At 65.3% G+C, this 24,124-nt stretch carries 18 protein-coding genes; 9 read left to right on the forward strand and 9 right to left on the reverse strand.

From position 1 onward, the window contains the following. The first annotated feature begins 4 nt into the window (after nucleotides 1-4). Nucleotides 5-778 (forward strand): enoyl-CoA hydratase-related protein, encoded by a 774-nt coding sequence (locus tag NLM31_RS10240; protein WP_254192150.1) that lies wholly within the window; start codon nucleotides 5-7, stop codon nucleotides 776-778. Between the two features lie 132 nt (nucleotides 779-910). Here NLM31_RS10240 and NLM31_RS10245 read toward each other — a convergent pair whose 3' ends face one another. Together NLM31_RS10245 and NLM31_RS10250 are read right to left on the reverse strand one after the other, a co-directional pair. Next, complete coding sequence (locus NLM31_RS10245; RefSeq protein WP_254129042.1) at nucleotides 911-1,087, reverse strand: hypothetical protein; 177 nt, start codon at nucleotides 1,085-1,087, stop codon at nucleotides 911-913. A 9-nt stretch (nucleotides 1,088-1,096) separates the two neighbouring features. Next, nucleotides 1,097-1,330, reverse strand: coding sequence for a DUF6894 family protein (locus NLM31_RS10250; protein ID WP_254129043.1), 234 nt, complete (start codon nucleotides 1,328-1,330; stop codon nucleotides 1,097-1,099). Nucleotides 1,331-1,536: 206 nt separating this feature from the next. Between NLM31_RS10250 and NLM31_RS10255 the strand changes: the two genes are divergently transcribed. The 3 genes from NLM31_RS10255 to NLM31_RS10265 all read left to right on the forward strand — a co-directional run bounded on the left by NLM31_RS10255 (nucleotide 1,537) and on the right by NLM31_RS10265 (nucleotide 5,656). Beyond that, nucleotides 1,537-3,612, forward strand: coding sequence for a PQQ-dependent sugar dehydrogenase (locus NLM31_RS10255; protein WP_254192151.1), 2,076 nt, complete (start codon nucleotides 1,537-1,539; stop codon nucleotides 3,610-3,612). Next, nucleotides 3,569-4,510: an SMP-30/gluconolactonase/LRE family protein gene (locus tag NLM31_RS10260; protein ID WP_254192152.1), complete on the forward strand. Its 942-nt coding sequence runs from the start codon at nucleotides 3,569-3,571 to the stop codon at nucleotides 4,508-4,510. The genes NLM31_RS10255 and NLM31_RS10260 overlap by 44 nt, the downstream gene beginning before the upstream one ends. Nucleotides 4,511-4,630: 120 nt before the next feature. Beyond that, nucleotides 4,631-5,656 carry a histone deacetylase family protein gene (locus NLM31_RS10265; RefSeq protein ID WP_254192153.1) on the forward strand — a complete coding sequence of 342 codons (1,026 nt, stop codon included), beginning with the start codon at nucleotides 4,631-4,633 and terminating at the stop codon, nucleotides 5,654-5,656. Nucleotides 5,657-5,707: 51 nt separating this feature from the next. On the opposite strand, the gene NLM31_RS10270 is transcribed toward NLM31_RS10265, so the two are convergent. Continuing rightward, nucleotides 5,708-6,547 carry a Crp/Fnr family transcriptional regulator gene (locus NLM31_RS10270; RefSeq protein WP_375167482.1) on the reverse strand — a complete coding sequence of 280 codons (840 nt, stop codon included), beginning with the start codon at nucleotides 6,545-6,547 and terminating at the stop codon, nucleotides 5,708-5,710. A gap of 82 nt (nucleotides 6,548-6,629) precedes the next feature. Next, entirely contained in the window at nucleotides 6,630-6,899 is a 270-nt protein-coding gene (locus tag NLM31_RS10275) for a hypothetical protein (protein WP_254192154.1), read from the reverse strand. Between NLM31_RS10275 and NLM31_RS10280 the strand changes: the two genes are divergently transcribed. The 3 genes from NLM31_RS10280 to NLM31_RS10290 are packed head-to-tail and all read left to right on the forward strand — an operon-like array spanning nucleotide 6,892 to nucleotide 9,915. Beyond that, entirely contained in the window at nucleotides 6,892-8,274 is a 1,383-nt protein-coding gene (locus NLM31_RS10280; protein WP_254192155.1) for an ABC transporter substrate-binding protein, read from the forward strand. The two genes, NLM31_RS10275 and NLM31_RS10280, sit on opposite strands and share 8 nt — an antisense overlap. 4 nt (nucleotides 8,275-8,278) lie before the next feature. Beyond that, nucleotides 8,279-9,079, forward strand: a complete 801-nt coding sequence (locus NLM31_RS10285) for an ABC transporter permease (RefSeq protein ID WP_254192156.1) — start codon at nucleotides 8,279-8,281, stop codon at nucleotides 9,077-9,079. Then, a complete protein-coding gene (locus NLM31_RS10290; RefSeq protein WP_254192157.1) occupies nucleotides 9,076-9,915 on the forward strand; it encodes an ABC transporter ATP-binding protein in 840 nt (279 codons plus the stop codon). The genes NLM31_RS10285 and NLM31_RS10290 overlap by 4 nt, the downstream gene beginning before the upstream one ends. On the opposite strand, the gene NLM31_RS10295 is transcribed toward NLM31_RS10290, so the two are convergent. The 4 genes from NLM31_RS10295 to NLM31_RS10310 form a co-directional block, all read right to left on the reverse strand. After that, nucleotides 9,912-10,892, reverse strand: coding sequence for an LLM class flavin-dependent oxidoreductase (locus NLM31_RS10295; RefSeq protein WP_254196168.1), 981 nt, complete (start codon nucleotides 10,890-10,892; stop codon nucleotides 9,912-9,914). The genes NLM31_RS10290 and NLM31_RS10295 overlap by 4 nt on opposite strands. Next, complete coding sequence (locus NLM31_RS10300) at nucleotides 10,889-11,620, reverse strand: 4'-phosphopantetheinyl transferase superfamily protein (RefSeq protein ID WP_254192158.1); 732 nt, start codon at nucleotides 11,618-11,620, stop codon at nucleotides 10,889-10,891. The genes NLM31_RS10295 and NLM31_RS10300 overlap by 4 nt, the downstream gene beginning before the upstream one ends. A gap of 228 nt (nucleotides 11,621-11,848) precedes the next feature. Then, on the reverse strand, nucleotides 11,849-12,112 hold the full coding sequence (locus NLM31_RS10305; protein WP_254129051.1) for a hypothetical protein: 264 nt from the start codon (nucleotides 12,110-12,112) through the stop codon (nucleotides 11,849-11,851). A gap of 48 nt (nucleotides 12,113-12,160) precedes the next feature. Then, nucleotides 12,161-18,598, reverse strand: coding sequence for a non-ribosomal peptide synthetase (locus tag NLM31_RS10310; RefSeq protein ID WP_254192159.1), 6,438 nt, complete (start codon nucleotides 18,596-18,598; stop codon nucleotides 12,161-12,163). A gap of 136 nt (nucleotides 18,599-18,734) precedes the next feature. Between NLM31_RS10310 and NLM31_RS10315 the strand changes: the two genes are divergently transcribed. Next, nucleotides 18,735-22,193, forward strand: coding sequence for an AAA family ATPase (locus NLM31_RS10315; protein ID WP_254129053.1), 3,459 nt, complete (start codon nucleotides 18,735-18,737; stop codon nucleotides 22,191-22,193). Further along, nucleotides 22,190-22,984 (forward strand): protein-L-isoaspartate O-methyltransferase, encoded by a 795-nt coding sequence (locus tag NLM31_RS10320; RefSeq protein WP_254192160.1) that lies wholly within the window; start codon nucleotides 22,190-22,192, stop codon nucleotides 22,982-22,984. The genes NLM31_RS10315 and NLM31_RS10320 overlap by 4 nt, the downstream gene beginning before the upstream one ends. A 45-nt stretch (nucleotides 22,985-23,029) precedes the next feature. Here NLM31_RS10320 and NLM31_RS10325 read toward each other — a convergent pair whose 3' ends face one another. After that, complete coding sequence (locus NLM31_RS10325) at nucleotides 23,030-24,097, reverse strand: endo-1,4-beta-xylanase (RefSeq protein WP_254192161.1); 1,068 nt, start codon at nucleotides 24,095-24,097, stop codon at nucleotides 23,030-23,032. Nucleotides 24,098-24,124: the final 27 nt, after the last annotated feature.

The raw sequence follows: 24,124 nt of genomic DNA on the forward strand, positions 1-24,124 counted from the left end.
CGACATGGCAGGTGTGAAACAGGCGCGGGATGGCGCCGTCGGGATCTTGACGCTTGACGAGCCGGCAAGCCTGAACGCGATGACGCCGGACCTGCTCGGCGCGCTTGCCGCCGCCGTCGCCGAGATGAGTGGGGATGAGGAGGTCCGTGCGCTGGTCCTCACCGGCGCTGGGCGTGGCTTTTGCTCAGGACAGAATTTGAAGGCAGCCGGAGCGCTGGGCGACGACCTCGCAGCCGGCGTGATGCGCTTCTACTGGCCTGCCTTCAAGGCGCTGCGCGAATGCCGCGTGCCCGTCGTCGTTGCCGTCAACGGTGTCGCGGCCGGCGGCGGCTTCAGTCTGGCGATGGCCGGCGACATGATTGTTGCGGCGCGCTCAGCCAGTTTTATTCAAGTCTTCAGCCGTATCGCGCTGGTGCCCGATCTCGGCTCGACCTGGCTGCTGCCAAGGCTGATCGGCCGCCAGCGCGCGCTCGAGCTGATGCTCCTAAACGAGCCCCTCACGGCCGAGCGTGCCCAGGAGATCGGTCTTGTACGGCAGGTCGTCGACGACGCGAAGCTGATGGAGGAGGCGTTGACGCTGGTGCGCCGTCTCGCCGATGGCCCGACCCGCGCGCTGGTCGCGACCCGCGCCCTGGTCGAGGAGAGCGAGCACAGCAGCTACGAGGCGCAGTTCCGCCGCGAGATCGAGCTTCAAGCCGCGATCCGCACAAGCGCTGACGCCGTCGAAGGCCGCAAGGCCTTCGTCGAGAAGCGCAAGGCGAAGTTTACGGGGAGGTGAGGCGACGCGGCCTCTCCAAGCTCGTCATGCCCGGGCTTGACCCGGGCATCCACGTCTTGCCGTCCGTCCTAAAACGTGGATGGCCGGGACAAGCCCGGCCATGACGGCGAAGAGATGAGTGGGAAGCGACGCTCAGAGCCCGCGGTGTAACCGGCTGGCCTGATACTTGGCGTGCCATTTCGGTCCGGGTCCGCGCATGTAGTGCAGCTCGGGGCGATAGGGGTTGCCGGCGATGCGCACCAGCTTCTGCCATTTGGTGGCGACGAAGGCGAAGGGCTGGCGGAACAGGGTCAAGGAAGCGAACAGCATGACATCACCTCAATGCGGCTTGCCGAGCATGGCGGTGAAGGGGAGATCGAAAAGATCCTCGCCGTCGGAGCCGCTGACATGGATCACCCAGTCGCGCCAGTCTTCAGCACCGGGCGTCTGAATCATTGAATGCATGATCTGGGCGGCGCGGTCGCGCGCTTCGGTCAGGCTGGAGACCGCGGCACCATTGCGATCGATCAGCGTGCCGTCGGTGTTCGAGCAGTGAAAATAGACCTGGACCATATGCGCCTCCTGTGGGGAGCGGACGGGACGGCAAATGGATACCACCCGACGTGTTCGCGAAATATTCGGGGCGAGCCCGGTAAGGGAATCTACGGAGATTGGTCGGCACGAAGAGCCCTGCGGGTTTGATCACAGGCGGGTGATGTTCAACTGGACGGCGCCTGGTGGGCATGGAACAACCTTCGACCGAAATCCGGGAGGCGGCTGTGAATCATCTCACATTTCAGGTTGGACGCCGAAGCTTGTGCGTGGGTGTCTTCGCCTTCGCGGCGGTCCTGCTCGGCTTTGCCTCGCTGGCTGCGTCCGATTCCGTGAGGAAAAGCGGCTACGCGGTGGGACCGGAGACCTGCGGCAGCGGCGATCTCGCCTTTCCCAGGGTCCAGATCGACATGAAGGCCGGCTTTTGCGCCGGCCTCGTCGCCAGCGAAGAGGATCATCTGAAATTTCCGCGGTCGATCATCCAGCTGCCAGGTCGTGACCTGTTCGTGGTCGCCGACATGGGCGGCTGGGGCCATGCCGATGGCCGGCTGCTCCTGCTCGATCCCCACGCCGCCAGCGGCCAGCGGTTCAAGGAGCTCCTGACCGGGGTCGAATATCCGTTCGGCCTGGTGATCGGTCCGGACAAGAAGCTCTACGCTTCGACCGCCGAGACCATCTTCCGCTTCGATCCGCTCGCGGATAACCCGCGCAGCACGGTCGAGACCGTCATCCGTCACATGCCGGGCCGCCGCATCACGCTGCCGGATGGGACGAAGCTCGACGAGTCCGCGCATCCGCTCAAGCAGTTCGTGTTCGATCGCAATGGCCGGCTGTTCGTCAATGTCGGCGCCCATAGCGACGATTGCATCACGCCGGCGCCGATCACGAGGCCTTGCGCGGCAGCAGAAGGTGCTTCCGCCATGGCCGCGATCTGGCTGTTCACGCCGCCGTCGGGTGGTGTGTTCCCGGCGTTGAAACCTGGCGATACCGACCCGCCGCACACGATCTACGCGCGGGGCCTGCGCAACTCGATGGCGCTGGCGCTGCACCCGAACTTTCCCGATGCCGGTTACGCGTTCCTGCAAGGCGAGAACGGCCGCGATCTGCCCGATATCTTCAAGCCGAACGAGGAGATCAACGCGATCGAGCAGGGCAGGCATTATGGCTGGCCCTATTGTTTTGATCTCTCGACGCCGAGTCCCGAGTTCAGGCTCGTGCTGCAATCCGGCGTCTATAAATCCCTTTGCACGGCAAACGCGCTTTACAAGCAGCCATTCTCGCTCATGCCCCCACACGGCGCGCCGCTCGCGATGCTGTATTATCACGGCGCCAAATTTCCGGAGCTGGAAGGCAAGCTGCTGGTCGGCCTGCACGGCTATCGCCCGACCGGCAGCCGCGTGCTGATCTACGACGTCGACGACCATGGTTTTCCAAAACCCGCGCCGGCACCGGTGCGCTACCATGTCAGCTGTGCCGCCGATCCGACCCATAACTTTCAGACCGACGCGGGAGATGTCGCTGCGGCGCCGTTCGAGGAGTTGATCGCCGGCTGGCATCGCGTCAATGGTGCGCGCCCGCAAGGCGCGCCGGTCGGCATGACGGTCGCGGAGGATGGTGCGATCTGGCTGGTCGAGGACAAGAATCAGACGATCATCCGCATCGACCGCGCCGCGGGCGATCCACCGCCGCCGCTGCCCTGCGACACGCGCAGCCAGGCTCTGATCGACCAGCTCGCAGCGCTCGTCGCCAAGGATGCACAAAACAAGATCCGGCTCACCACGCTGCGCAAGAACCTCGTCGAAAAGCATTGCGTCGGCTGCCACTCCGATTTCGGTCTGAAGGCGGGGCAGTCGGATGCCGACAAGGATACGACCGTGCTCCGTTTCATGCTGTCGCAGGATGGCTGGATCTATCCGGGCGATCCGCAGTCCGGCAAGCTGCGGACGCGGCTGCGCGGCATCGGCGCGGAGAAGCTGATGCCGCCGGGCGGCGAGAACCTGCCGAAGACCGAGCCGGGTTACACGGGCTTGCTCAACACCGCAGATTTGCTCGTCGCGAAAATGGTTCCGGGAACGCGGATGCTCGTCAAGTTAGGCCTGCCGCAGCGCAAATTTTTCAGCAAGGCGAACAAGGAATGCGGCGAAATACCGGCCGCCAAGGTCGTTGTCGTGACACAAAGGAACGCTGTAGACAAACCGGGCTTCAGCCGATTCTTCCGGCCGGCCGATCCGTACTTGAATGGCGAATGCAGCGACGACGATGGCTATTACATCCGGCAGGAATTTCTGGTGCCTGTGCAGTAGCATCCTGCTCGTCGTCGCCACGCCGCTCGTCGCAGCCGAGACGAAGCTGTTCGAAAGCGTGCAGGTGACGCCGGCCAGCGAATACACGTTCGGCATCGAAGGGCCTGCCGCCGATCTCGATGGCAACCTCTTCGTCGTCAATTTCGGCAAGCCCGGCACCATCGGCCGATTGCCCGCAGGTGGTACGGTTTCGGAGGCCTTCACGACGCTTCCCGAGGGCAGCGTCGGCAACGCCATCCGCTTCGATCGCAACGGCACGATGTTCATCGCCGACTACAAGAAGCACAACATCTTTGCGATCTCCAAGGGTAGCTCCGAGCCCGTCGTCTGGTTTCACTCCGACGAGATGAACCAGCCCAACGACATCACCATCGCCCGCGACGGCACGATCTATGCCAGCGATCCGAACTGGAAGGGCCGGGAAGGCCACGTCTGGCGCATTGCGAAAGCCGCCGATGGCACCGTGCAGGGACAGGTCATGTCGGCTCCGCGCGCGATGGGCACCACCAACGGCATCGATCTCAGCCCCGACGGCAGCACGCTCTATGTCGGCGAATCCAACAATGGCCAGATCTGGTCCTACGCGATCCGCGGCAATGAGCTCACCGACGCAAAGCCCGTCAAGGCATTCCAGCCCGACACCATCGACGGCCTGCGCACCGATGTCGCCGGCCGCCTCTACATCGCGCGCATTCTCAAGGGGACGATCGCGCTGATGAAGCCCAATGGCGCGGTCGAGCGCGAGATCGCGCTGAAGGGCAAAGAGCCCACCAACCTCGCCTTCGGCGGCAGCGACGGCAAGACAATCTTCGTCACCCAACGCCAGGGCGGCTTTATCGAATCCTTCCGCACCGACCACGAGGGTCGCGAGCACTGCCTTCAGCGCGGACGCTGCTGAGCGCTTCACGGGCGGTCTGCTTCCGGCGCAGAGAGGTCGGCATTCTTCTTGCTTGCATCCAACCGCCGCAGGCATCAAGACATCTGTGGCACTATCGAAGACGCGACCACGGAGTGTTGAGTGAAAGCCGTCCATACCGAACTGCACCGCAGCCACGATCCGCAATTCTTCCTGGTCCGCGGCGTCGTCAAGCGCACCACCGAGCAGCCCGAGCGCGCTGACCGCCTGCTCAAGGGCCTGAAGGACGGCAAGCATCAACTGGTCGAGCCGACGACATTCGGCCAGGGTCCGCGCGCCCGCATTCACAGCCCGGAATATCTGTCGTTCCTGAGTGAGGCCTGGGATGCCTGGACGGCGCTCGGCGATTCCGGCCCGGAGATGATCGGCAACATCCACCCCGTGCGCCATGCCGCGACCTATCCGACCCACATCGTCGGCAAGCTGGGCTGGCACACCGCCGATACCGCCGCGCCGATCGGCCCGGGCACCTGGGCCGCGGCCTGCGCCGCGACGGACGTCGCGGTCACCGCCGCGCAAATGGTGATGGACGGCGAGGATGCGACCTACGCGCTGTGCCGTCCGCCCGGCCATCACGCCTATCGCGACATGGCCGGCGGCTTCTGCTTCCTCAACAACAGCGCGATTGCCGCGGCACATCTGCGGCTCAAGCATGAGCGCGTCGTCATCCTCGACGTGGACGTGCATCACGGCAACGGCACGCAAGGCATCTTCTACGCCCGGCCGGACGTCTACACGATCTCGATCCACGCTGATCCGACCGCGTACTATCCCTTCGTGTGGGGCTATGCGCATGAGCGCGGCGAGGGTCCCGGTCTCGGCACCAATCTCAACATTCCGTTGGCGATCGGCACAGGCGACGACGGCTACATCGAGGTGATGGATCTCGCGCGCAAGGCGATCGAATCCTTTGCGCCCGGCGCCCTCGTCATCGCGCTCGGCCTCGATGCCTCCGAGCACGATCCGCTGAAGGGCCTCGCCGTCACCACGCCCGGTTTCCGCCGCATCGGCCAGGCCATCGCGAAGCTGGGCCTGCCGACCGTGTTCGTGCAGGAAGGCGGCTATCTCTCGGATATCCTCGGAGCCAACCTGACCTCGGTGCTGGCGGGATTCGAAGAGGCGCGGTGAAGCGCGTTCTTCACCTCTCCCCGTAAGAACGGGGAGAGGGAGAAGACGCACCTAGTCCTTGAACAGGATCTGCTCCAGCAAATCCATCCGCATGATCCGGATGGTGCTGCCCTCGATGGCGATGATGCGGCGGTTCTGGAAGCGCTTGAGCATCATCGTAACCCATTGCCGGGTCGAGCCGACCATGGCCGCAATCTGGTCGTGGGTGATCTTACGGTTGATGACGACGGTGTCGGCGTCGGCAATGCCGTGCAGCTCCGACAAGGTGAGCAGGAACTGCGCCAGCCGTTCGATCACCGATCGCGTGCCGAGGATTTGCGCCATTGAGGAATAGCATTTGCCCTTGGCGATGAGCCCGTCGATCAGCGCCAGCGCGAATTGCGGCATGCCGGTCAGGAGCTTCTCGAGCGCCGGGCCGGAGAGCGTTGTGATCTCGCAGGCGTCGATGGCGATGCCGGACCACATGTGGACGCCGCCGCCGGAGATCTCCGGACCGCCGATGAAATGCCCCGGCGTCCAATAAGCGAGCGTGATCTCACGACCCGACGGTGCCGTATAGTAGACCCGCACCTGGCCGCGGCGGATGATGAAGATGCCGTCATGGCCGTCACCCTGGCTGAACACCATCTCGCCCTGTGGCACCGTGATCGTGCGGCCGGCTGCGTGCACGCGCGCCTGTTCCGACGCCGACAGGCGATCAAGGAAATGCGCGCCGGCATTCAAGCCGTCGATCGTCTCGCTCATGAATAGCGCCGAGCTCGTGCTCTTCGTGCGCGTGGTGCGGGACCGCCGCGGCTTCTCGCGGCCAGGCCAGTCGAACCGCGCACCTGCATGTGGCCGCTCGGCGAAAGCGGCAGGCGCGGTTGCGGCAGCTTCCTTGAGAATGGTCATCGCAATCCTGAGCTCGACGAAGTCTTGCGACTAGGTAAGAGCGGCAATGGTACGATGTCCATCTCTTTGCGATCGTTCCAGATCACTTAGCAAAGCTTGATATGTGCGCCGAGCGGAGGCGAAACGATTTCCCTGCCGATCGCATCGTCCTGAGAAAATTCTTTGCGTCGTCGCGCGACGGAATCATGACGCGGGCGCGCCCCTCGGTGGCGATGCAAGTAATTGCTTCAAGGGTTGTGTTGCGCCTTCGATAGTGCCGGCCAGCGTTGCTGCCGGTACGCGACCGGCCTGCCGAGGACAGTTCGATGATCGATTTCAGCTCTTTGAGACACAGTGCGGCCGTCATGGTCATGACCGCCGCGATGTTCGGGCCGTCGCAGGCGGAGACGATCCGGGTTGCGGTCGGGACGCAGGATACGACCATCAATTGCGCGACTGGCGGCCTGCTCATCCGCGAGCTCAAGCTGCTGGAAAAATTCCTGCCACATGACGGCAAGTACAAGGATGTGACCTACGACATCCAGTGGAAGAACTTTACCAGCGGCGCGCCGCTCACCAACGAGATGGTCGCCGGCAAGCTCGACTTCGGCGCGATGGCGGATTTTCCGGGTTCGCTGAATGGCGTCGCATTCCAGAAGGCGGGGCGTCGCAGCCTCTTCATCAGCGTGCTGTCCGGCAGCACCAAGGGCAGCGGCAACGGCATCGTGGTGCCGTCGAGCTCGCCGGTGCAGTCGCTCGACGAGCTCAAGGGCAAGACTATCTCCGTTCCCTTTGCCTCGACCTCGCACGGCATGCTGCTCCGCGCCATCGAGGCCAACGGCTGGAATCCCGAGACCGACGTCAACATCATCACGCAGGCGCCGGAAGTTGCCGGCCCGGCCTTGCAGGCCAACAAGATCGAGGCGCATGCCGACTTCGTTCCGTTCGCCGAGCTGTTTCCCTGGCGTGGCTTCGCGCGCAAGATCTTTGACGGCGCGCAGGCCAACGCCCCGACGTTCCACGGTTCACTGGTCGACGCCGATTATGCCGAGAAATATCCGGAGATCGTCGTCGCCTATTTGCGCGCGGCAATCGAGGCGGATCGCCTGATCGCGGAGGAGCCGGAGAAATACAGCGAGTTGATCGCGAAGGTGACCGGAATCGAGGCGGAGGTCGACTATCTCTTTCACGGACCGCTCGGGCTTCAGACCCGCGACATCACCTGGAAGCCGGAATACCGCCAGGCCGTTGCGACCTCGATCAAGACGCTGAAGCTGCTCAAGCGCGCGGACAGCGATCTCGATATCAACCAGTTCGTTACCGACAAGTACATTCGCGTTGCGGCCGCGCAGGCCGGCCGCGATTACGACGCCGGGCTGAAAGATTATGCGCAGCTTCCGCTTCGCGCCAAGGACGCGGCGACGGGCACCGAGATCAGCGACTTCAGCCGCGTCGCACAGATCTGGGTCAAGGACGAGCCGCACGTGCGTCACTACGCCTCGCCCGAGAACGCGCTGAAGGCACTCGCCGAACTCGAGAAGGACGGCAAGGCCATCCGCGTCGTCTATGCGCAGGATCGCGAAAGCGGCATCAAGCTGTTCGCAAACCAGGCGTGGTTCGTACGATCCCAAAGCGGTGAGCTGAGTGCGTTCCTGCTCAAGGACGGGGCCGACCGCTGGTCGAAGCAGCATGGCGGGACGGTGCTCGATTTCGCCGCTGCGCGCGAATCCTTCGGTGCGAGCCGGTAAGACCATGGCGATCGCTTCGCGGACGCGGTCTGCGGGCATCCGATGGGTGGTCCGCGGCCTTTCCATCCTCGCCTGCATCGCGCTGTGGCAGGTCGCATCGGTCACGCATCTCAATCTGGGGATCGTCACCTTCCGCAACGTGCCGCCGCCGGTCGAGGTGGTCGAATCCGCTGTCGCGCTGTTTCGTTCGCCGAAGCTGGCGGCGCACATCACCAGCAGCCTCTGGCGTGTGTTCGCGGGCTACGGGGCGGCGGTGCTGATTGGCGTGATCCTTGGCTTTGCGATCGGCCGGTCGCGCGCCGCGAGTGACCTGCTGCTGCCGCCGCTGGAATTGCTGCGGCCGATTCCGGCGGTGGCGTGGATACCGCTGTCGATCCTGATCTTTCCGTCCTCCGAACTCTCGATGATCTACATCACCTTTATCGGCGCCCTGTTTCCGATCGTGCTCAACACTGTCCACGGTGTTGCGAATGTCGACCGTCGGCTGGTCGCCTCCGCGCGCAGCCTGGGCGCGGGAGAGTTGGCGATCCTGAAGGAGGTGGTGCTGCCGGACGCGGCGCCCAGTATCGTCACCGGGCTTGCGATCGGGATGGGTACCTCGTGGTTCTGTCTTGTCACCGCCGAGATGATCTCGGGCCAGTTCGGCATCGGCTATTACACCTGGGAGGCCTACACGCTCCAGAATTATGCCGACATCATCGTGGGCATGCTGATCATCGGCTTGCTCGGGATGGGCTCCAGCTGGCTGTTGACGACGGCCGGACGGCTCGCGATGCCCTGGCGCAGTCCGAAGGTGGCGCGATGAACATTCGGGTCGCGGATATCGGCACGCAAAGCGTCGGCCGTATCGAGTTCGCCGATGTCTCGATCTCGCTCGGTGAGGGGATCGATGCGTTCGAGGCGGTGAGCGGGCTCGATGTCTCGATCTCGCCGGGTGAACTCGTCTGCATTCTCGGTCCGTCCGGCTGCGGCAAGTCCACGCTGCTGGGTGCGCTGGCCGGACATCTGCCGATCACGGCGGGCCGGCTCACAGTCGACGGACAGAAGGTCGTGGGACCGAGCCCGGACCGCGGCATGGTGTTTCAGCAGCACACATTGTTTCCGTGGAAACGGGTGCGGGACAACGTGGCCTTCGGCCCGAAGATGCGCGGCATCGCCCGCGCCGAGCGCGACCGCGCGGCGGATGCGATCCTGGATCTTGTCGGCCTATCCGGCTTCGAGGCGTTTTATCCGGCGCAGCTGTCGGGGGGCATGCAGCAGCGCGTCGAGATCGCGCGGGTTCTTATCAACCAGCCGCGGGTGCTGCTGATGGACGAGCCCTTCAGCGCGCTCGACGCGCAGACGCGCGGCATGATGCAGGAGGTCCTGCTCGAAATCTGGGGCAAGATCCCGACGACCACGGTGTTCGTCACCCACGACATCGACGAGGCGCTATTCCTTGCCGACCGCATCGTCGTGATGAGCGCAAGACCAGGCCGCGTGATCGAGGACATCGCGCTGCCGTTTGCGCGGCCACGCAGCCAGGATCTCGTCACCGAACCCGAGTTCGTTCGGCTGAAGCGTCATGTCATGCAGCTTCTGCGGCGGCCGGAAGGCCGCGAGCCGCTGGCGCGTCTGAGTCCGCTCGGCGTGCCGAGCTAGAACAATCCACTTGCGCTGAGCGCCTTGCAGACGTGCTGCATCTCGGTCTCGTCCGCGACCATGTCGAGCATGATCGTGGTCAGGCCCTTTGCGGCAAATTCCTTCAGCTTCACGCCGATCTCGGCATAGCTGCCGACGAGATAGGGGCAGTCGGCCTGGAAGGTGAGGTAGGGCAGCAGCCAATAGCCGTTGTCCTGGAGCTCGCCGCTCTGGCCCTCATACAAGCGCCGCTTCCAGACGGAATCGGAGTTCTCCACCGTGAGCGCCAGCAGCTCGCGGTCATCAGGGTTGTCGCGGAAGCGGGCCTTCGCCGCCTGCCGCGCTTCCTCTCTGCTGTCGCGCGCGAAGATGCCGAAATTCATGCCGGGGGCGTTGAGACCGTGATCGAGGTCGGGCGGCAGCATCTGCATCTTGATGCAGCCGGTCTCCGCGGCAACGCGCTGTGCCGCATCCGATTGCCCCGCGATCAAGAATTCCGGCATCAGCTCGGCCGGCAGGCGCGGGCGCAATTGCAAATTGCTGGCACGATAGAATCGGCCATCGACATTGACCGGGCGTGGGCTCACGAGCAACTGGCGCATCAGCGCGACGAACTCGCCGAGCCGGACGTAGCGGTCGGCATGCGACTGCTCGTCGCCCAACCCCTGCAAATCGCTGATCGCGGTGCCCGTGATCATGTTGAGATAGATCTTGCGGCCGTAGAGCTGCGCAAAGGACGACACGAATTTTGCCACCGTGAACGGGTGCATGTAGACCGGATTGACCGCGATCAGCGGCGAAGATCGCGTGGTCGCGGCCAGGATGTGCTGGGCCATCGCCCAGGGCTCGACGAAGACGTCATTGCCCTCGAACAGCAGGATGCCTTCGAAGCCGTTGCGGTCGGCGAACTCGGCCACCCGCATCAGCTCGCCGACATATTTCTGGGGATCGCGGTTGCGCGAAATCGCGGGAAAGACGCGCAGCCGCGCCGGCATTATTCCGCCGCTTCCTGGAGCGGCCATGCGTTGCGGGTGATGCGAAGGCCGCCGGCCGCGCGCGATCCGTCGGCAATCGCCAGGCGATGCGAGGGCGAGGGCGAGCACAGCGAGAAGCGCCAGCCTGCGGGATCGTCGGAGATATCGGGCTTGAAGCTGATCTCGATCGCCTCCCGCGACACCTGCATCGCGAACGCGTCGAGCGGCAAATTGAGCCCAAAACCCCTGGCTTTCAGATAAGCTTCCTTCAGCGTCCAATAGTCGAAGAAGCGCTCGATCGCGGCCGGCTCCGGCAGGGTGCGCAGCGTCTCGACCTCTTCCGGCGCAAAGAAGCGAAGCGCGGTGGAGAGCGGCGCGACGCGCCGCGACACCGTCTCGACGTCGACGCCGACGGTCTCGTGCTTCGACACGACGCAAGCCACGCAGCCGTCGGCATGGGACAGGCTGAAATGCAGGGCCGTCGAAGTCGCAGGCGCCGCGACAAAGGGCCGCCCGTAACGGCCGGTCGAAAACGACCAGTCGGTCGGTTCGACCTCGGGGGCCGCGTGCGAGAGCGCCATGCGCAACATCGCGTGTGCGAAGATGTATTGCCGCTGATGCCGCTCGAACATGAAGCGGTCGGCGCGGATCCGTTCGTCGACCGAGAGCAGCCGCCGGCACGCTGCAACCGCGCCCGGCGTGTCGATGCTCTCGATCAGTCCGACAAACAGTTCGATTTCGTCGTCTGCCATCAATTGGGCCCATAGTGTCAGGCGGAGGCCAAATCCGGCCCTGACCGAAGAATCAACCGAGCAGGAAGCAACTGCGCAGACCGCTTCTAGCGGTCCACCCAGGCAAATTCTTGTCGATTGCTGGCCGGTTTACAGGCGCAAGCTTGTGCGAGACCCCAACTCGACAGGCGAGCGGCCAAAAATTGGAAATGAATTTGAAGATTCGTGCGGCGTCCCGGCCGACGAGTCTTACTTTTTCTTCTTGGACTTCTTCGCCCCGCCCAGCGTCGCAAGGCTGGCATCGACGTCCTTCAGCGCGGACTGGAGCTTCTTCCTCTCAGCGGTCAGAAGCTTTTGCAGGGCCTTGCGGTCCTTGTCGCTCAGTGAGGTACCCTTGGTAAATTTGATGAAACCCATAATGGCACTCCCCCGGTTGAAAATAATCGTCCAAATCAAAACGCGAGAATAATCTTGCGCGGCAAGCGCCAAAGAATCAAGATGCAACTTGATCATTCACAGCTTTGGCGAGTGAACCCGCGTTCGGCATGGGCCAACAGCCGGTCATGCCGCCCGGCGATGGAGCAATCGGTCGAGCGGCGTATTGGGCTGGACCACGGCCGCCGCCAGCAGCGCGACGAGATCCTCCATCCACGCGCCGACCATCGCGCCGTCGAGCAAGTCGTCTTTATAATTGCAGGAACCCGTGATTCCGGTCGGGCGCTCCTTGAGCATCAGCGATAGCCAGGTCTGGTCGACCGGCAGCACCGGCTGGCCCTCGCGCGCGACGTTTCCGATCGATCGCACCGCGACATTGGGAAGGTCGAGCGGCTGGCGCAGCGGATTTTGCAGAGTGAAATAGACCTGGAGCAGCGATGCCGGATCGACGCCCTCCTGCTCCAGGTGGTCGGCCAGAATGTTGAACGGCAGCTCCTGCCGGGCATGCGCCTCGAGCACGCCTTGGCGCACCCGGCCCAAGGCCTGCGTGAACGACAGATCCGGCGTGATTCGGCTGCGGACGATCACCGTGTTTTCGAACGGACCCACGATCCCCTCGGTGTCCGGCTGGGCGCGATTGGCCATGGCGGTGGCGACCGCAATGTCCGTCCGTCCGATTCGCGCCAGCAGCAGGGCCTTGAGGCCGGTCAGCAGGCACATGAACAGCGTGGCGTTGTGCTGTCGCGCATAGGCCGTGAGCCGGGCGACCAGCTCGCGCTCCAGACTGAGCGGATGATGGCCGGTCGACGCGCCCGGCCGCGCTTCGCCGTCAAACAGGGGGGCCGATCCGCGCAAAGTCTCGGTCCAGTCGGCGGCCTGGCGGCGGGCCGCTTCCGTGCCGCACCACCAGCGCTGCCAGCGTGCGACGTCGGAGAACGCCAGCGGCATCTTCGGCAGGGGCGGCGACGGATGGCCTGCGAGCGCGGCGTAGCGGTTGGACAGTTCCTCGAACAGTACGCCGATCGACCAGCCATCGGCGATGGCGTGATGCAGCGTCAGCAGCAGGATGTGATCCTCGGCGTGCAGCCGCAGCAGCCGCGCCCGTAGCAGCGGCGCCCGGGCGGCGTCGACCGGGGCATAGGTTTCCTGTGCGATCAGAAGCTCGATCTTCTTCTGCTCAAGCGCCTTGCGGCGCTTGTTGTTGTGAGGACGCCCGTCGCCGATGGTCTCGACGGTCAGGACCGGACCGAGCGTGGCCGGCGCGACGATGCGGCTGACCGGCTCCTCGCCGGTCCAGCCGAACGCCGTGCGCAGCGATTCGTGGCGGCGCACGATGTCGTCGATGGCCTGCGCCAGCATGCGCGGATCGATCGGGCCCTCGAGGTGGAAAGCGAAGGGCAGGTTGAACAGCGGCAGATCGGGCAGGCTCTGCTCGATCCGCATCATCTGGTCCTGCGCGATCGACAGCGTGGGCGGTCCGCGATCGGCCAGGCGTGGCATGCCGGCCGCGGGCTTTTGCGGTTTCGTGGCGACGGCCTCATCGATCCGCCGGGCGAGCTCTTCGATCGTCGGCGCCTCGAAGATGGTCTTGATCGGCAGCGAGACCCCGAGCGCGCGGGCCACGCGCGCCATCGCCTGGCCGGCGAGCAGGGAATGGCCGCCGAGGTCGAAGAAATTGTCGGCAACACTGATGCTCTCGACCTTCAGCAGATCGATCCAGATGTCGGACAGGACCTTCTCGGTGAAGCGGCGGGCCGGCACGGTGGCTTCCGTCCCGGCGCTCTCCTGTTGCGCCGGCGCCAGCAGGGCGGAGCGATCGAGCTTGCCGTGGGCGTTGAGCGGTACCTGATCCAGGAACAGGAAGGCTGACGGGATCGCATGAACAGGCAGCCGGCTCTTGAGGAAGTCGCGCAGCTCGCTGGCGCTGATCTGGCGGCCGGCCCTGGCGACGATATGGGCGATCAGCCTGATATCGCCATTGGCGTCGCGGCGTGGCTCGACGATGCCGGCGCGCACGCTTGCGTGGTCGCCAAGCGCAGCCTCGATCTCCTTGAGCTCGATGCGATAGCCCCGGACCTTGACCTGAAGGTCGGCGCGACCGAGGCATTCGACCGTCCCGTCGGCGCGGCGGCGGGCGAGGTCGCCGGTGCGGTACAGCCGCGCGCCTTGCTGACGTGCGAACGGATCGGGGATGAAGCGCTGCCGACTTTGCGCGGGATCGTTGACATAGCCGCGGCCGACGCCGGCGCCGCCGATGCAGAGCTCGCCGACCACGCCGATCGGCTGCGGCTCCAGATTGGCGTCGAGCACATGGAGCTGGGTGTTGGGTAGCGGTGCGCCGACCGGGACATTGGTCGTCGTGTCCGGCGCCTTGGTCAGCCGGTGCAGCGAGACGTCGTCGGAACATTCCGAGGCGCCGTAGGCGTTGATCAGCGGTACCTTCGGGCAGCGGGCGAACCAGGCGCGGCAGAGTTCGACCGGCAGCGGCTCGCCGGTCGAGATCAGGAGCCGCAGCTTGGCAAATGCGCGCGCCATCGGCGCCTCGTCGAGGCGTTCGAGGATCACGCGGAGCAGCGAGGGAACGATCTCGAGCACGGTGATGCCCTCGCGTTCGATCTCCCGCGCCAGCAGGATCGGATCCTGTACGACCGAATTGCCGCAGACGTGGACGCGTGCGCCGACCATGGGAGCGGCGAGGAACTGCCAGACCGAGATCACAAAGCTCTGCGGCGCAGTCTGCGCGATCACGTCCTTGCGCGTGAGGCCGAGCTCGGCGATCAGCGACGCCAGATGGTTGGACAGCCCGCGCTGCTCGATCATGACGCCCTTCGGTGCGCCTGATGAGCCGGACGTGTAGATGAGGTAGGCAAGGCTCGCGGCTGCGCGCCGCACCGCGCGTGCCGGCCTGGTCGATTTTAGCGCGCTCGCATCCTCGATCTCGGCGACCTGGATTCGCGCGACCAGCGGCTCGAGCAGCGCGTCGACCATGGCGAACTGCGCGCGCCCCGTCAGCAGCACGCTTGCGCAGCTTGATCCGAGGATCGTTGCGAGCCTCGCCGGTGGCTGCTCGGGATCGAGGTTCAGGAAGGCCGCGCCCACGCGTTGCACCGCGATCATCGCCGCGAGCAGGTCGGGCCCGCGATCGGCCAGCAGCGCGACGACTGTTTCTGCGCCGACGCCCTCGCGGGCCAGCCAGCGTGCGATCGCCTGGCTGCGGCGCGCCAGTTCGCGATAGCTCAGCGACAGGCGTCCATCGGATATCGCCACGGCATTCGGCGTCTTCTTCGCCTGCCGCTCAAAGCGTTCGCAGACATTGCCGCGCGTGGTAAAATTGGCCGGCCGGCCTTTTGTCGGCAGCAGCCGGCGGTCGGCGTCGGTGAGCAGCGGCAGGCGCGAGATGCGCTGCTCGGGATTGGCGATGGCGGCCTTGAGCAGGGTCTTGAACTGATCGGCCATGCCCTCGATCGTCAGCGCGTCGAACAGATCGGTGGCATATTCGAAGAAGCCGGTGAAGCGACCCTCGGCCTCGACCAGCTCGAGCGTGATGTCGAAGCGCGCGACCTTCGGGTCGACCTCCATCCGGCGCGTCGACAGGCCGGCAAAGCTTGCCGCCTCGATCGATGCGTTCTGCAGGATGAACATGATCCGGAACAGCGGATTGCCGTCGCTCCTTCGCGCGATCTGCAACGCGCGCAGGACCTCCTCGATCGGAAGGTCCTGGTTGCGATAGGCATCGAGCGTGACCTGGCGCACCCGCCGCAGCATCTCCCCGAACGTCGGGTCGCCGCCGAAATCGTTGCGCAGGATCAGCGTGTTGGCAAACAACCCGATCAGCCGTTCGCTTTCGATCTGGTTGCGGTTCGCGATCAGAGAGCCCGTCGCGACATCCTCGTGCCCGGTATGGCGGAACAGCAGGCACTGGAACACCGCGAGCAGCGTCATGAACGGCGTCACGCCCTGGTCCTGGCTCAACGCGCGAATGTCAGCCGAAAGGGTCTTTGGGAATTCGAAATAGTGCCGGGCGCCGTGACCGCTCCAGACGTCCGGCCGCGGCCGGTCGGTCCGAAGCGGCAGCATGGTGACGCCGTCGAGCTTCGACCGCCAGTAGTCGAGCTGCTCCTTCGCCGCCGGTGTTTGTGCCCAGCTCTGCTGCCAGCGCGCAAAATCGCGATATTGGAAGCCGGGCGAGGGCAGCAGCGTCGTCGTGTTCTCCTTGCGCGCGGCGGAATATCCGGCGGCGAGCGCCTCCCAGAACAGCCGCTGTGACCAGCCATCGGTGACGAGGTGATGGATATTGACCACCAGCGCATGGCTGGACTTGTCGAACGAGAGGAGAGTGACCTTCAGCGGCGGCTCGAAGGCGAGATCGAACGGATATTGCGCCAGCTTGAGCGCCTCGCGCCTGACGACCGCAAGCCGTCGGTGCGGAGGGCAGGGTCTCAGCTTGATCCGTTCGAACTGCGGCGCCGCCTCGAGCGCGCGCTGCGCGGGCTCGCCCTCGCGTTCGACGAAGACCGACCGCAGCGCCTCGTGGCGCGTGCAGATCGCAGCGAGGCCGGCCTGAAGCGCCGCGATATCGACCTGCCCCTTGAGCAGGGCGACTTCGACCACGTTATAATTGTAGCGCGTCGGATCGAGCCGCGAGAGCACGTACATCCGCTGCTGCTGGAACGACAGCGGCGCGTCGCCTTCGGACGCCTCCGGGCGCCATGCCGGCAGCATCGTGTCGCGATGCGCCGTGGTCTCGAGCCGCGCGGCAAGTGCGCCGACCGTGGCGCAATCAAAAATGTCCTCGAACGAAAAGTCGACGTTGAAACGCTCGCGCAGGCGCGAGCGCATCTGCGTGACCGCGAGCGAGTCCGCGCCGAGCGCAAAGACGTCTTGATCGACGCCTACTTTCGGAAGCTCCAGGAGATTGGCCCAGATCTCCGCGAGCCGGGTCTCCAGATCGTTGCGCGGCAGCTGCGTCTCGTCGTCATCATGAGACGGCGAAATCAGCTCGGCCAGCGCATTGCGCTTGACCTTGCCGCTGGCCCCCTTCGGCAGCGCCGTCACGCTGCGGATCAGGCTTGGCACCTTGTAGGCGGCGAGGCGTTTGCGCGCGAACTGGCGCAGCTGGTCGGAGGTTGCCTCGGAATTGTCCCGCAGCACCACGACCGCGGCGACGTTCTCGCCGAGCTTGGGGTGGGGAACGGCGAAGACGCCGGCTTCCAGCACCGCCGGATGGGCCAGCAGCACCTCTTCCACCTCCAGCGGCGAGACCTTCTGGCCACCGCGGTTGATGACGTCCTTGATGCGGCCGACGATGAAGAGATAGCCGTCGGCATCGAGATAGCCGAGATCGCCGGTCCGGAACCAGCCGTCGCGAAACGCGGCCTGCGTCGCGGCATCGTCATTATAATAGCCGCGGCTCATGTTGGCTCCGCGCAGCATGATCTCGCCACGCTCGCCGCTTGCAAGCGCGCGGCCTGTCTCGTCCATGATCGCGATCTCGGGACCCGCGGCGCGGCCGACCGATCCGGTCTTGCGCAGCTCGAACGGATTGGCGGCAATCTGCGAGGCCGCTTCGGTCATGCCGTAGGTTTCCAGCACGGGCACGCCGAACATCGTCTCCAGCCCGTTGAGGATCGCGGGCGCAAGCGAGGACGAGGCCGAGCGGATCACGCGCAGCGACGACGCGCGGGCGCGCTCCGGATTGGCTTCCGCGGCCGTCAGCAGCGCGCGATGAATCGTCGGCACTGCCGTGTACCAGGTCGGTTGCAGGTCCCGCATCCAGCCGAAGAAGGACGGTGCGTCGAAGCCGCCGGTCGCGATCACGCTGGAGCCGGCCGCGAGCGCGGTCAGGAGGCCGGAGATCAGGCCATGGGCGTGAAACAGCGGCAGGGCATTGAGCAGGCGATCCTGCGACGTGAGCGACAGCACACGGCCGGCATTTTGCGCGGAGAGACACACATTGCGATGCGTCAGCGGCACCATTTTCGGCCGCGCCGCCGTACCCGATGTCAGCAGGATAAAGGCATCATCCTCGGCACGCGCGAGGCCGCTTGCGCTCGCCGGACCGATCGTCGGGCCAATGAAAGCGCAGCCGCCGAGATCCGCCTCAGGTCCCGGAACGAAGTCGATCACCGCGATATCGAGCGCCCGGGCGACGTCACGACTTGGTGAGTTCATATCGGCCCGGGTGACCAGTGCCGTCAGCTTCAGCTCGCTGAAATAGCGCTGCAGTTCATCCGCCGTAAGGTCCGGGTTGACGGGGACGCAGGCACAGCTTGATGCGACCGCGATCAGAGCGAGGGCGCTATCGGCGCCGCGCGGCAGTGCAACAGCAATCCGGTCGCCAGGTGCAATGCCGAGCCCGCGCAGCGCTTGGACCAGATGCGCATTCCCGGCGCCGAGCGCTCCGTAGGTCAGAGGCGGCCGGCCAGGGGCGAGCAGGGCGGGGGCTGCCGGTATCGTTCGCGCGTAGAAGGCGAGTAGGCCGCCGATATGGGCAAACGTATCGGTTTCGGCGCCCGCGCTGGCCAATCCCCCTCCCGCCCCGGATGCAATCGCCGACAATGCCATTCCCTTTTGATCTGATTGGGCTATTCTTCCCAAGAGTTAGGGAACGCGTCCAGTCTGAGGTGAAGTTTTGGCCCCAAAATCTGTGGTTGAGGGACCTTAAGCCCTTCGGCGGGGAGAGTGTCGGGGCGGGATCACCATGCTGGAGAAAGAGCCGGAGACGGAAGTCGGATTGAAGCGTTGGCTCGAAGGGATCGGTCTCGGCCACTACACCGATCTGTTCGCGCAGCACCGCCTCGATCTCGACGTCATGGGCGACCTGACCGAGGCTGATCTTGCCGAGCTCGGATTGCCGCTCGGCGATCGCAAGCGGCTGCAGCGGGCGACCGCGTCGCTGTTCCAGGCAGAGGCGGCGGAGGTGCCGGCCGCGCCGGCGCACCCGCAGACCCGCGCCGAGGTCGGCGCCGAACGCCGTCAGCTCACCACCATGTTCTGCGACATGGTGGATTCCACGGCGCTCTCCGCCCAGTTCGATCCGGAAGACGTGCGCGACATGATCGCGAGCTTTCGCGAGACCTGCGTGCGCGTGGTCAAGCATTACGAAGGCTTTGCCGCCCGCTTCGTCGGCGACGGCATCCTGGTCTATTTCGGCTACCCGACGGCGCATGAGGACGACGCCGAGCGCTCGGTGCGTGCCGGGCTCGAGATCGTGCGGGTGCTCTCGACGGCGCGCGCGATCGAGCCGCGCGGCGCGCTCAGCCACGCGCCCGCCGTCCGCATCGGCATCGCGACCGGCCTCGTCGTGGTCGGCGATCTCGTCGGTCAGGGCACCGAAGAGCGCGATTCCGCGGTCGGCGAGACCGTCAATCTGGCTGCACGTCTGCAGGCGCTGGCGCCGCCCAACGGCGTGGTCATCTCCTCCTCGACGCAGTCGTTGCTGAAGGGGAAGTTCGATTACCGCAATCTCGGCGCCCACGCACTGAAGGGCATCTCGGACAAGACCCAGGCCTGGCACGTCGTGCGCGCCACGCGGGTGGAGACCCGCTTTGCGGCCGCCATGGGCACGCGGCTGACCCCGCTCGTCAACCGCGAGGAGGAAATCGCGCTGCTGATGGGACGCTGGCAGCAGGTCAAGGAGGGCGACGGCCAGGTCGTCGTCAAGTTCGGTGAGCCCGGCATCGGCAAGTCGCGCATCATCCAGGAGATCTTTGAGCGGATCGCAGGCGACCGGCACGGACAGGTCTCGTTCCAGTGCTCGCCCTACTACACGTCCACTGCTTTTTATCCCTTCGTCGAACAGCTCAAGTTTTCTCTCGGCCTCGATCGCGAGGATGTGTCCGCGCTGTCGCTGGCGAGCCTGGAGAATGCGATCGCCGCCGCCCACGGCGATATCGAGCAGGTCACGCCGCTGTTTGCCGCGCTGCTGTCGATCCCGACCGGCGAGCGCTATCCGCCGCTCGACCTGTCGCCGCAACAGCAGAAGGACGCCACCGTCGCAGCGCTGGTCAACCACTTCCTCGGCCTCGCGCGCGAGATGCCAATGGTGATGGCCTTCGAGGATCTACACTGGATCGATCCGACCTCGCGCGAGGTGGTCGACCTCCTGGTCGACCGGGTGCAGAACCAGCCGATCCTGGCCATCATCACCGCGCGCTCCGAATTCCAGCCGAGCTGGAACGCGCATTCGCACATCACCACGCTGGTGCTGAACCGGCTCAGCCGGCCGCTGCGCACCACGCTGGTCGAGCGCGTCGCCGGGCGCGAATTGCCCAAGGAGGTCGTCGAGGAGATCATCGTCAAGACCGACGGCGTGCCGCTGTTCCTGGAGGAGCTGACCAAGACGGTTCTCGAATCCAACCTCCTGACCGAGCGGCATGGCCGCTACGTGCTGTCGGGCCCGTGGCGGCAGCTGGCGATTCCGGCGACCTTGACGGACTCGCTGATGGCGCGGCTCGACCGGATGGGACCGTTCAAGCGGATCGCGCAGATCGGCGCCACGATCGGCCGCGAGTTCTCCTACGAGACGCTGCATGCGGTCGCCAACACGCCGGCGGAGCAGATCGAGGCAGCGCTGACGCATCTCGAGGAGGCCGGCCTGATCACGCGGCGCGGCCATCCGCCGGATGCGCTCTACTCCTTCAAGCACGTGATGATCCAGAACGCGGCGCATGCCAGCCTGTTGCACAGCGAGCGGCGCAAGCTGCATGCGAGCATCGTGCAGGTGCTCGCCGAGATGTATCCGGAGAAGACCGAGCGCGAGCCGGAGCTGCTCGCCCATCATCTGACCGAGTCCGGCCAGAGCGAGGGCGCGGCGAGCTTCTGGCTCAAGGCCGGCAAGCAGGCAGCGAAGAGCGGCGCCAATCTCGAGGCGATCGGCCATCTGCGCCGCGGCTTGAGCGTCGTGCAGGCCAATGCGCGCATGCAGGGCGCCGACGAGATGGAGCTCGAGCTGCGGATCGCGCTCGGCAACGCGCTGATCGCCGCCAAGGGCTATGCCGTGCAGGAGGTCGAGGAGAACTACATCCGCGCCCTCGAACTCGGCCAGCAGCTGGACGATGACGAAAAGACCTTTGCCGCGACCCGCGGGCTCTGGGTCTGCCATTTCATCCGCGCCGATCTCACCCGTGCGCACGATCTCAGCGTCGAGCTGCTGAAATTCGCCAAGCGCGAGCGGGTGAACGAGGACGCGGCGCAGCAGACGGGCTATCTGATCGAGGCGCACCGCTCGATCGCGATGACCATGCTCTATCGCGGGCGCTTCGCCGCCGCGCAGCATCATCTGCACCGCTGCATCGATCTCTACAGCCCCGATCTGCACTCCGACCTGATGGAGCGTCACGGCACCGACCCCGGCGTGGTCTCGCTGTCCTATCTCGGCTATCTCCTCTGGTTCCTCGGCCAGCCCGATGCGGCGCGCCAGCACAGCGAGCAGGCGATCCTGCTTGCGGAGAAGATCCGCCATCCGTTCTCGCTCGCCTTCGCCTTGGTGTTCGGCGCTTATCTCTGCCAGCATCTGCGCGACATCGAGGGCACGCGCGATCACGCCAACCGCGCCATGATCATCGCCACCGAGCACAATTTCCTGCACTGGAAGCAGCAGGCCGCGATCCTGCGCGGCTGGGCGCTGGCGCAACTCGGCGAGGCCGACGAGGGCATCAGCCAGATGCGGTTCGGCCTCGACGAATACGAGGCGATGGATTCCTGGCTTGCGGGCTGCTGGTTCCGCTGCCTGCTCGCGGAGGCCTATGCCAAGGTCGGCATGCGCGACGCCGCCTTGCGCGCGCTGGACGGTGCGCTCGCGACCGCACGGCGGACCGGCGACCACTCCTACCTTGCCGAGGTCTATCGCCTGCAGGGCGAGATCACCTTGTCGGACGGCAATCCGGCCTCGGTGCAGGAGGCGGAGGATCTGTTTGGCCTGTCGCTCGAGACGGCGCGCAAGCAGGGCGCGCTGTCCTGGGAGCTCAGAACCGCCGTGAGCCTCGCGCGGCTGTCGCACGAGGCCGGCAAGCGCGAACATGCAAGCCTTTTGCTGGTGCCGATCGTCGGCAGGTTCAACGAGGGGTTTTTGACACCGGACCTGAAGCTGGCCATGCAGCTCGTGCACGAGCTCGGTGGTGACACGCCGGCTCGTCCGCAGGCCGATCCGGTGAAATGAGCGATCTGCTCGCCGCCCGTGCGCGCTATGTCGAACTGATTGCGAAGCGCGAGCGGATATCCTCGCCGCGCCTGCTCTCGGCGCTGGCGACGATTCCGCGTGAAGAGTTTCTGGCAAAGGGGCCCTGGCGTATCAAGAGCGAGGCGGCGCGCAACTACCGGCTGACGCCTGACGCCGACCCCGTTCATCTCTACGACAATGTGCTGGTCGCGATCGATGCGCGCCGCAAGCTCGACACCGGACTGCCGAGCCTGTGGGCGCACTTCATCGATCTGCTCGACGTTGGACAGAAGGACCGCGTGGTCCAGATCGGTTGCGGGCTCGGCTATTTCTCTGCGATCCTGTCGGAGATCGTGGGCCCGAAGGGCAGGGTGCAGGCCATCGAGTGCGATGAGCGGCTCGCGGCGCGCGCCGCGGCCTATCTTCGCGCCTATGGGAATGTCGAGGTCATCAACGGCGACGGCTGCCGGGACATCAGCGAGCCGGCTGACGTCATCATCGTCCATGCCGGCTTCTCGCATCCGCATCCGCTCTGGCTTCAATCGCTCCGGGCCCGCGGCCGTCTGCTGGTGCCGCTGACGCAGCGGGACCGCGAAGGTGCCGCGCTCAAGATCACGCGCAAGGGCAAGGGATTCGAGGCCGAAGCGGTGCAGCAGATCCGGATCTTTCCCGGCCATGGCCGCGGCGTGACGGCGCTCGACGATCGCGTCGCCGACTGGTGGCAGCGGGCGTCGTCGCTCGCGCCGCTGCGCTTTCGCGGCATCGCGCAGGGGCTGCCGTCGGATGGCTAGATGCGTTCCCGCGCCAGGACTGACACGTCCTCTCGCTCGTCCTTCTCACACGTCCTTCGTGAACTTGCTGATGACGTCCATGAAGGGCTTCGGCTTGAACTCGCCATCGAGTGGCAGCGGGCGGTTCGGCTGCTTGTCGGGGCGCTTGACCAGGCCGTTGATCCAGCTGTAGCGGTCGGAAATGCCCCAGGTCAGGATCGAGCGCGCCGGCCCGCTGGCCGAGATCGCCGTCAGGAGATCGTTAACGCGCTTGGCAACGATGGCATCGCGCTCCGAAGGACTACCCGTCAGCTTCTCGTCGTTGACGTCGAGCTCGGTGATGTAGACCTCGAGGCCCCACGCGCGGAGCTCGGTCACGAACTCGGCGAGCCCGTGGGTGTCGATCTCGAGCTCGGCATGCAGATGCGATTGCAGGCCGACGGCGTGCAGGGGAACGCCCTGGTCGAGCAGACTCATGATGAGGTTGCGATAGGCTGCGCGCTTGGCGATGAACGAATCCTTCGCCGACTCGATGTCGTATTCGTTGATCGCGAGCTTGACATAGGGATCAGCCGCGGCCGCGGTACGGAAAGCGAGCGGAATCCAGCGATCGCCGAGATGCTGCGTCCAGAACGTGTCGCGCCGGTCGGTGATGCCTTTGGGATTGTCGGGGATCGGCTCGTTGACGACGTCCCACGAGGTCAGCTTGTCCTTGTAATAGGACACGACGGTGTTGATGTGATCGACATAGGCGCGCTCGACGCCCTTCGAATCCTTGATCTGCTTGGTCCAGTCGGGAATGTCGTGATACCAGGCGAGCGTATGGCCGCGCATGGTCAGGTCGTTCTTCTGCGCGAAATCATAGATGGCGTCGGCGCGCTCGAAGGCGAAGGTGTGCGCGTCCGGCCGCAGCATCGGCCATTTCAGTTCGAGCACCGGCACCACCTGCGTGCAATAGGTGCTGATGGCCTCGCCGAGCCGCGGATCGGCCTGCAGGTCCCAGAGCGTAGCGGCGGCGCCAAAACCCGGACGGCGTTGCGCAAGTTTCGACACCGGAAGTGCGGACGCCGATGCACCCGCCGCGAGCGTTGCGGCGCTGCCGAGGAGAAATTCGCGTCTGTCGAGCTTCGTCACGTGGCGGCCGTCCTTTCGGAACCAACG

Source organism: Bradyrhizobium sp. CCGUVB4N, assembly GCF_024199945.1.
Lineage (GTDB): Bacteria > Pseudomonadota > Alphaproteobacteria > Rhizobiales > Xanthobacteraceae > Bradyrhizobium.

Excerpts from the sequence above, each read along its gene's own strand:
- NLM31_RS10240 (WP_254192150.1), top strand. The coding sequence starts at position 5 with ATGGCAGGTGTGAAACAGGCGCGGGATGGCGCCGTCGGGATCTTGACG.
- NLM31_RS10245 (WP_254129042.1), bottom strand. The coding sequence starts at position 1,087 with ATGCTGTTCGCTTCCTTGACCCTGTTCCGCCAGCCCTTCGCCTTCGTC.
- NLM31_RS10250 (WP_254129043.1), bottom strand. The coding sequence starts at position 1,330 with ATGGTCCAGGTCTATTTTCACTGCTCGAACACCGACGGCACGCTGATC.
- NLM31_RS10260 (WP_254192152.1), top strand. The coding sequence starts at position 3,569 with ATGGCTATTACATCCGGCAGGAATTTCTGGTGCCTGTGCAGTAGCATC.
- NLM31_RS10270 (WP_375167482.1), bottom strand. The coding sequence starts at position 6,547 with ATGACCATTCTCAAGGAAGCTGCCGCAACCGCGCCTGCCGCTTTCGCC.
- NLM31_RS10280 (WP_254192155.1), top strand. The coding sequence starts at position 6,892 with ATGGTCATGACCGCCGCGATGTTCGGGCCGTCGCAGGCGGAGACGATC.
- NLM31_RS10275 (WP_254192154.1), bottom strand. The coding sequence starts at position 6,899 with ATGACCATGACGGCCGCACTGTGTCTCAAAGAGCTGAAATCGATCATC.
- NLM31_RS10285 (WP_254192156.1), top strand. The coding sequence starts at position 8,279 with ATGGCGATCGCTTCGCGGACGCGGTCTGCGGGCATCCGATGGGTGGTC.
- NLM31_RS10290 (WP_254192157.1), top strand. The coding sequence starts at position 9,076 with ATGAACATTCGGGTCGCGGATATCGGCACGCAAAGCGTCGGCCGTATC.
- NLM31_RS10300 (WP_254192158.1), bottom strand. The coding sequence starts at position 11,620 with ATGGCAGACGACGAAATCGAACTGTTTGTCGGACTGATCGAGAGCATC.
- NLM31_RS10305 (WP_254129051.1), bottom strand. The coding sequence starts at position 12,112 with ATGATCAAGTTGCATCTTGATTCTTTGGCGCTTGCCGCGCAAGATTAT.
- NLM31_RS10310 (WP_254192159.1), bottom strand. The coding sequence starts at position 18,598 with ATGGCATTGTCGGCGATTGCATCCGGGGCGGGAGGGGGATTGGCCAGC.
- NLM31_RS10315 (WP_254129053.1), top strand. The coding sequence starts at position 18,735 with ATGCTGGAGAAAGAGCCGGAGACGGAAGTCGGATTGAAGCGTTGGCTC.
- NLM31_RS10320 (WP_254192160.1), top strand. The coding sequence starts at position 22,190 with ATGAGCGATCTGCTCGCCGCCCGTGCGCGCTATGTCGAACTGATTGCG.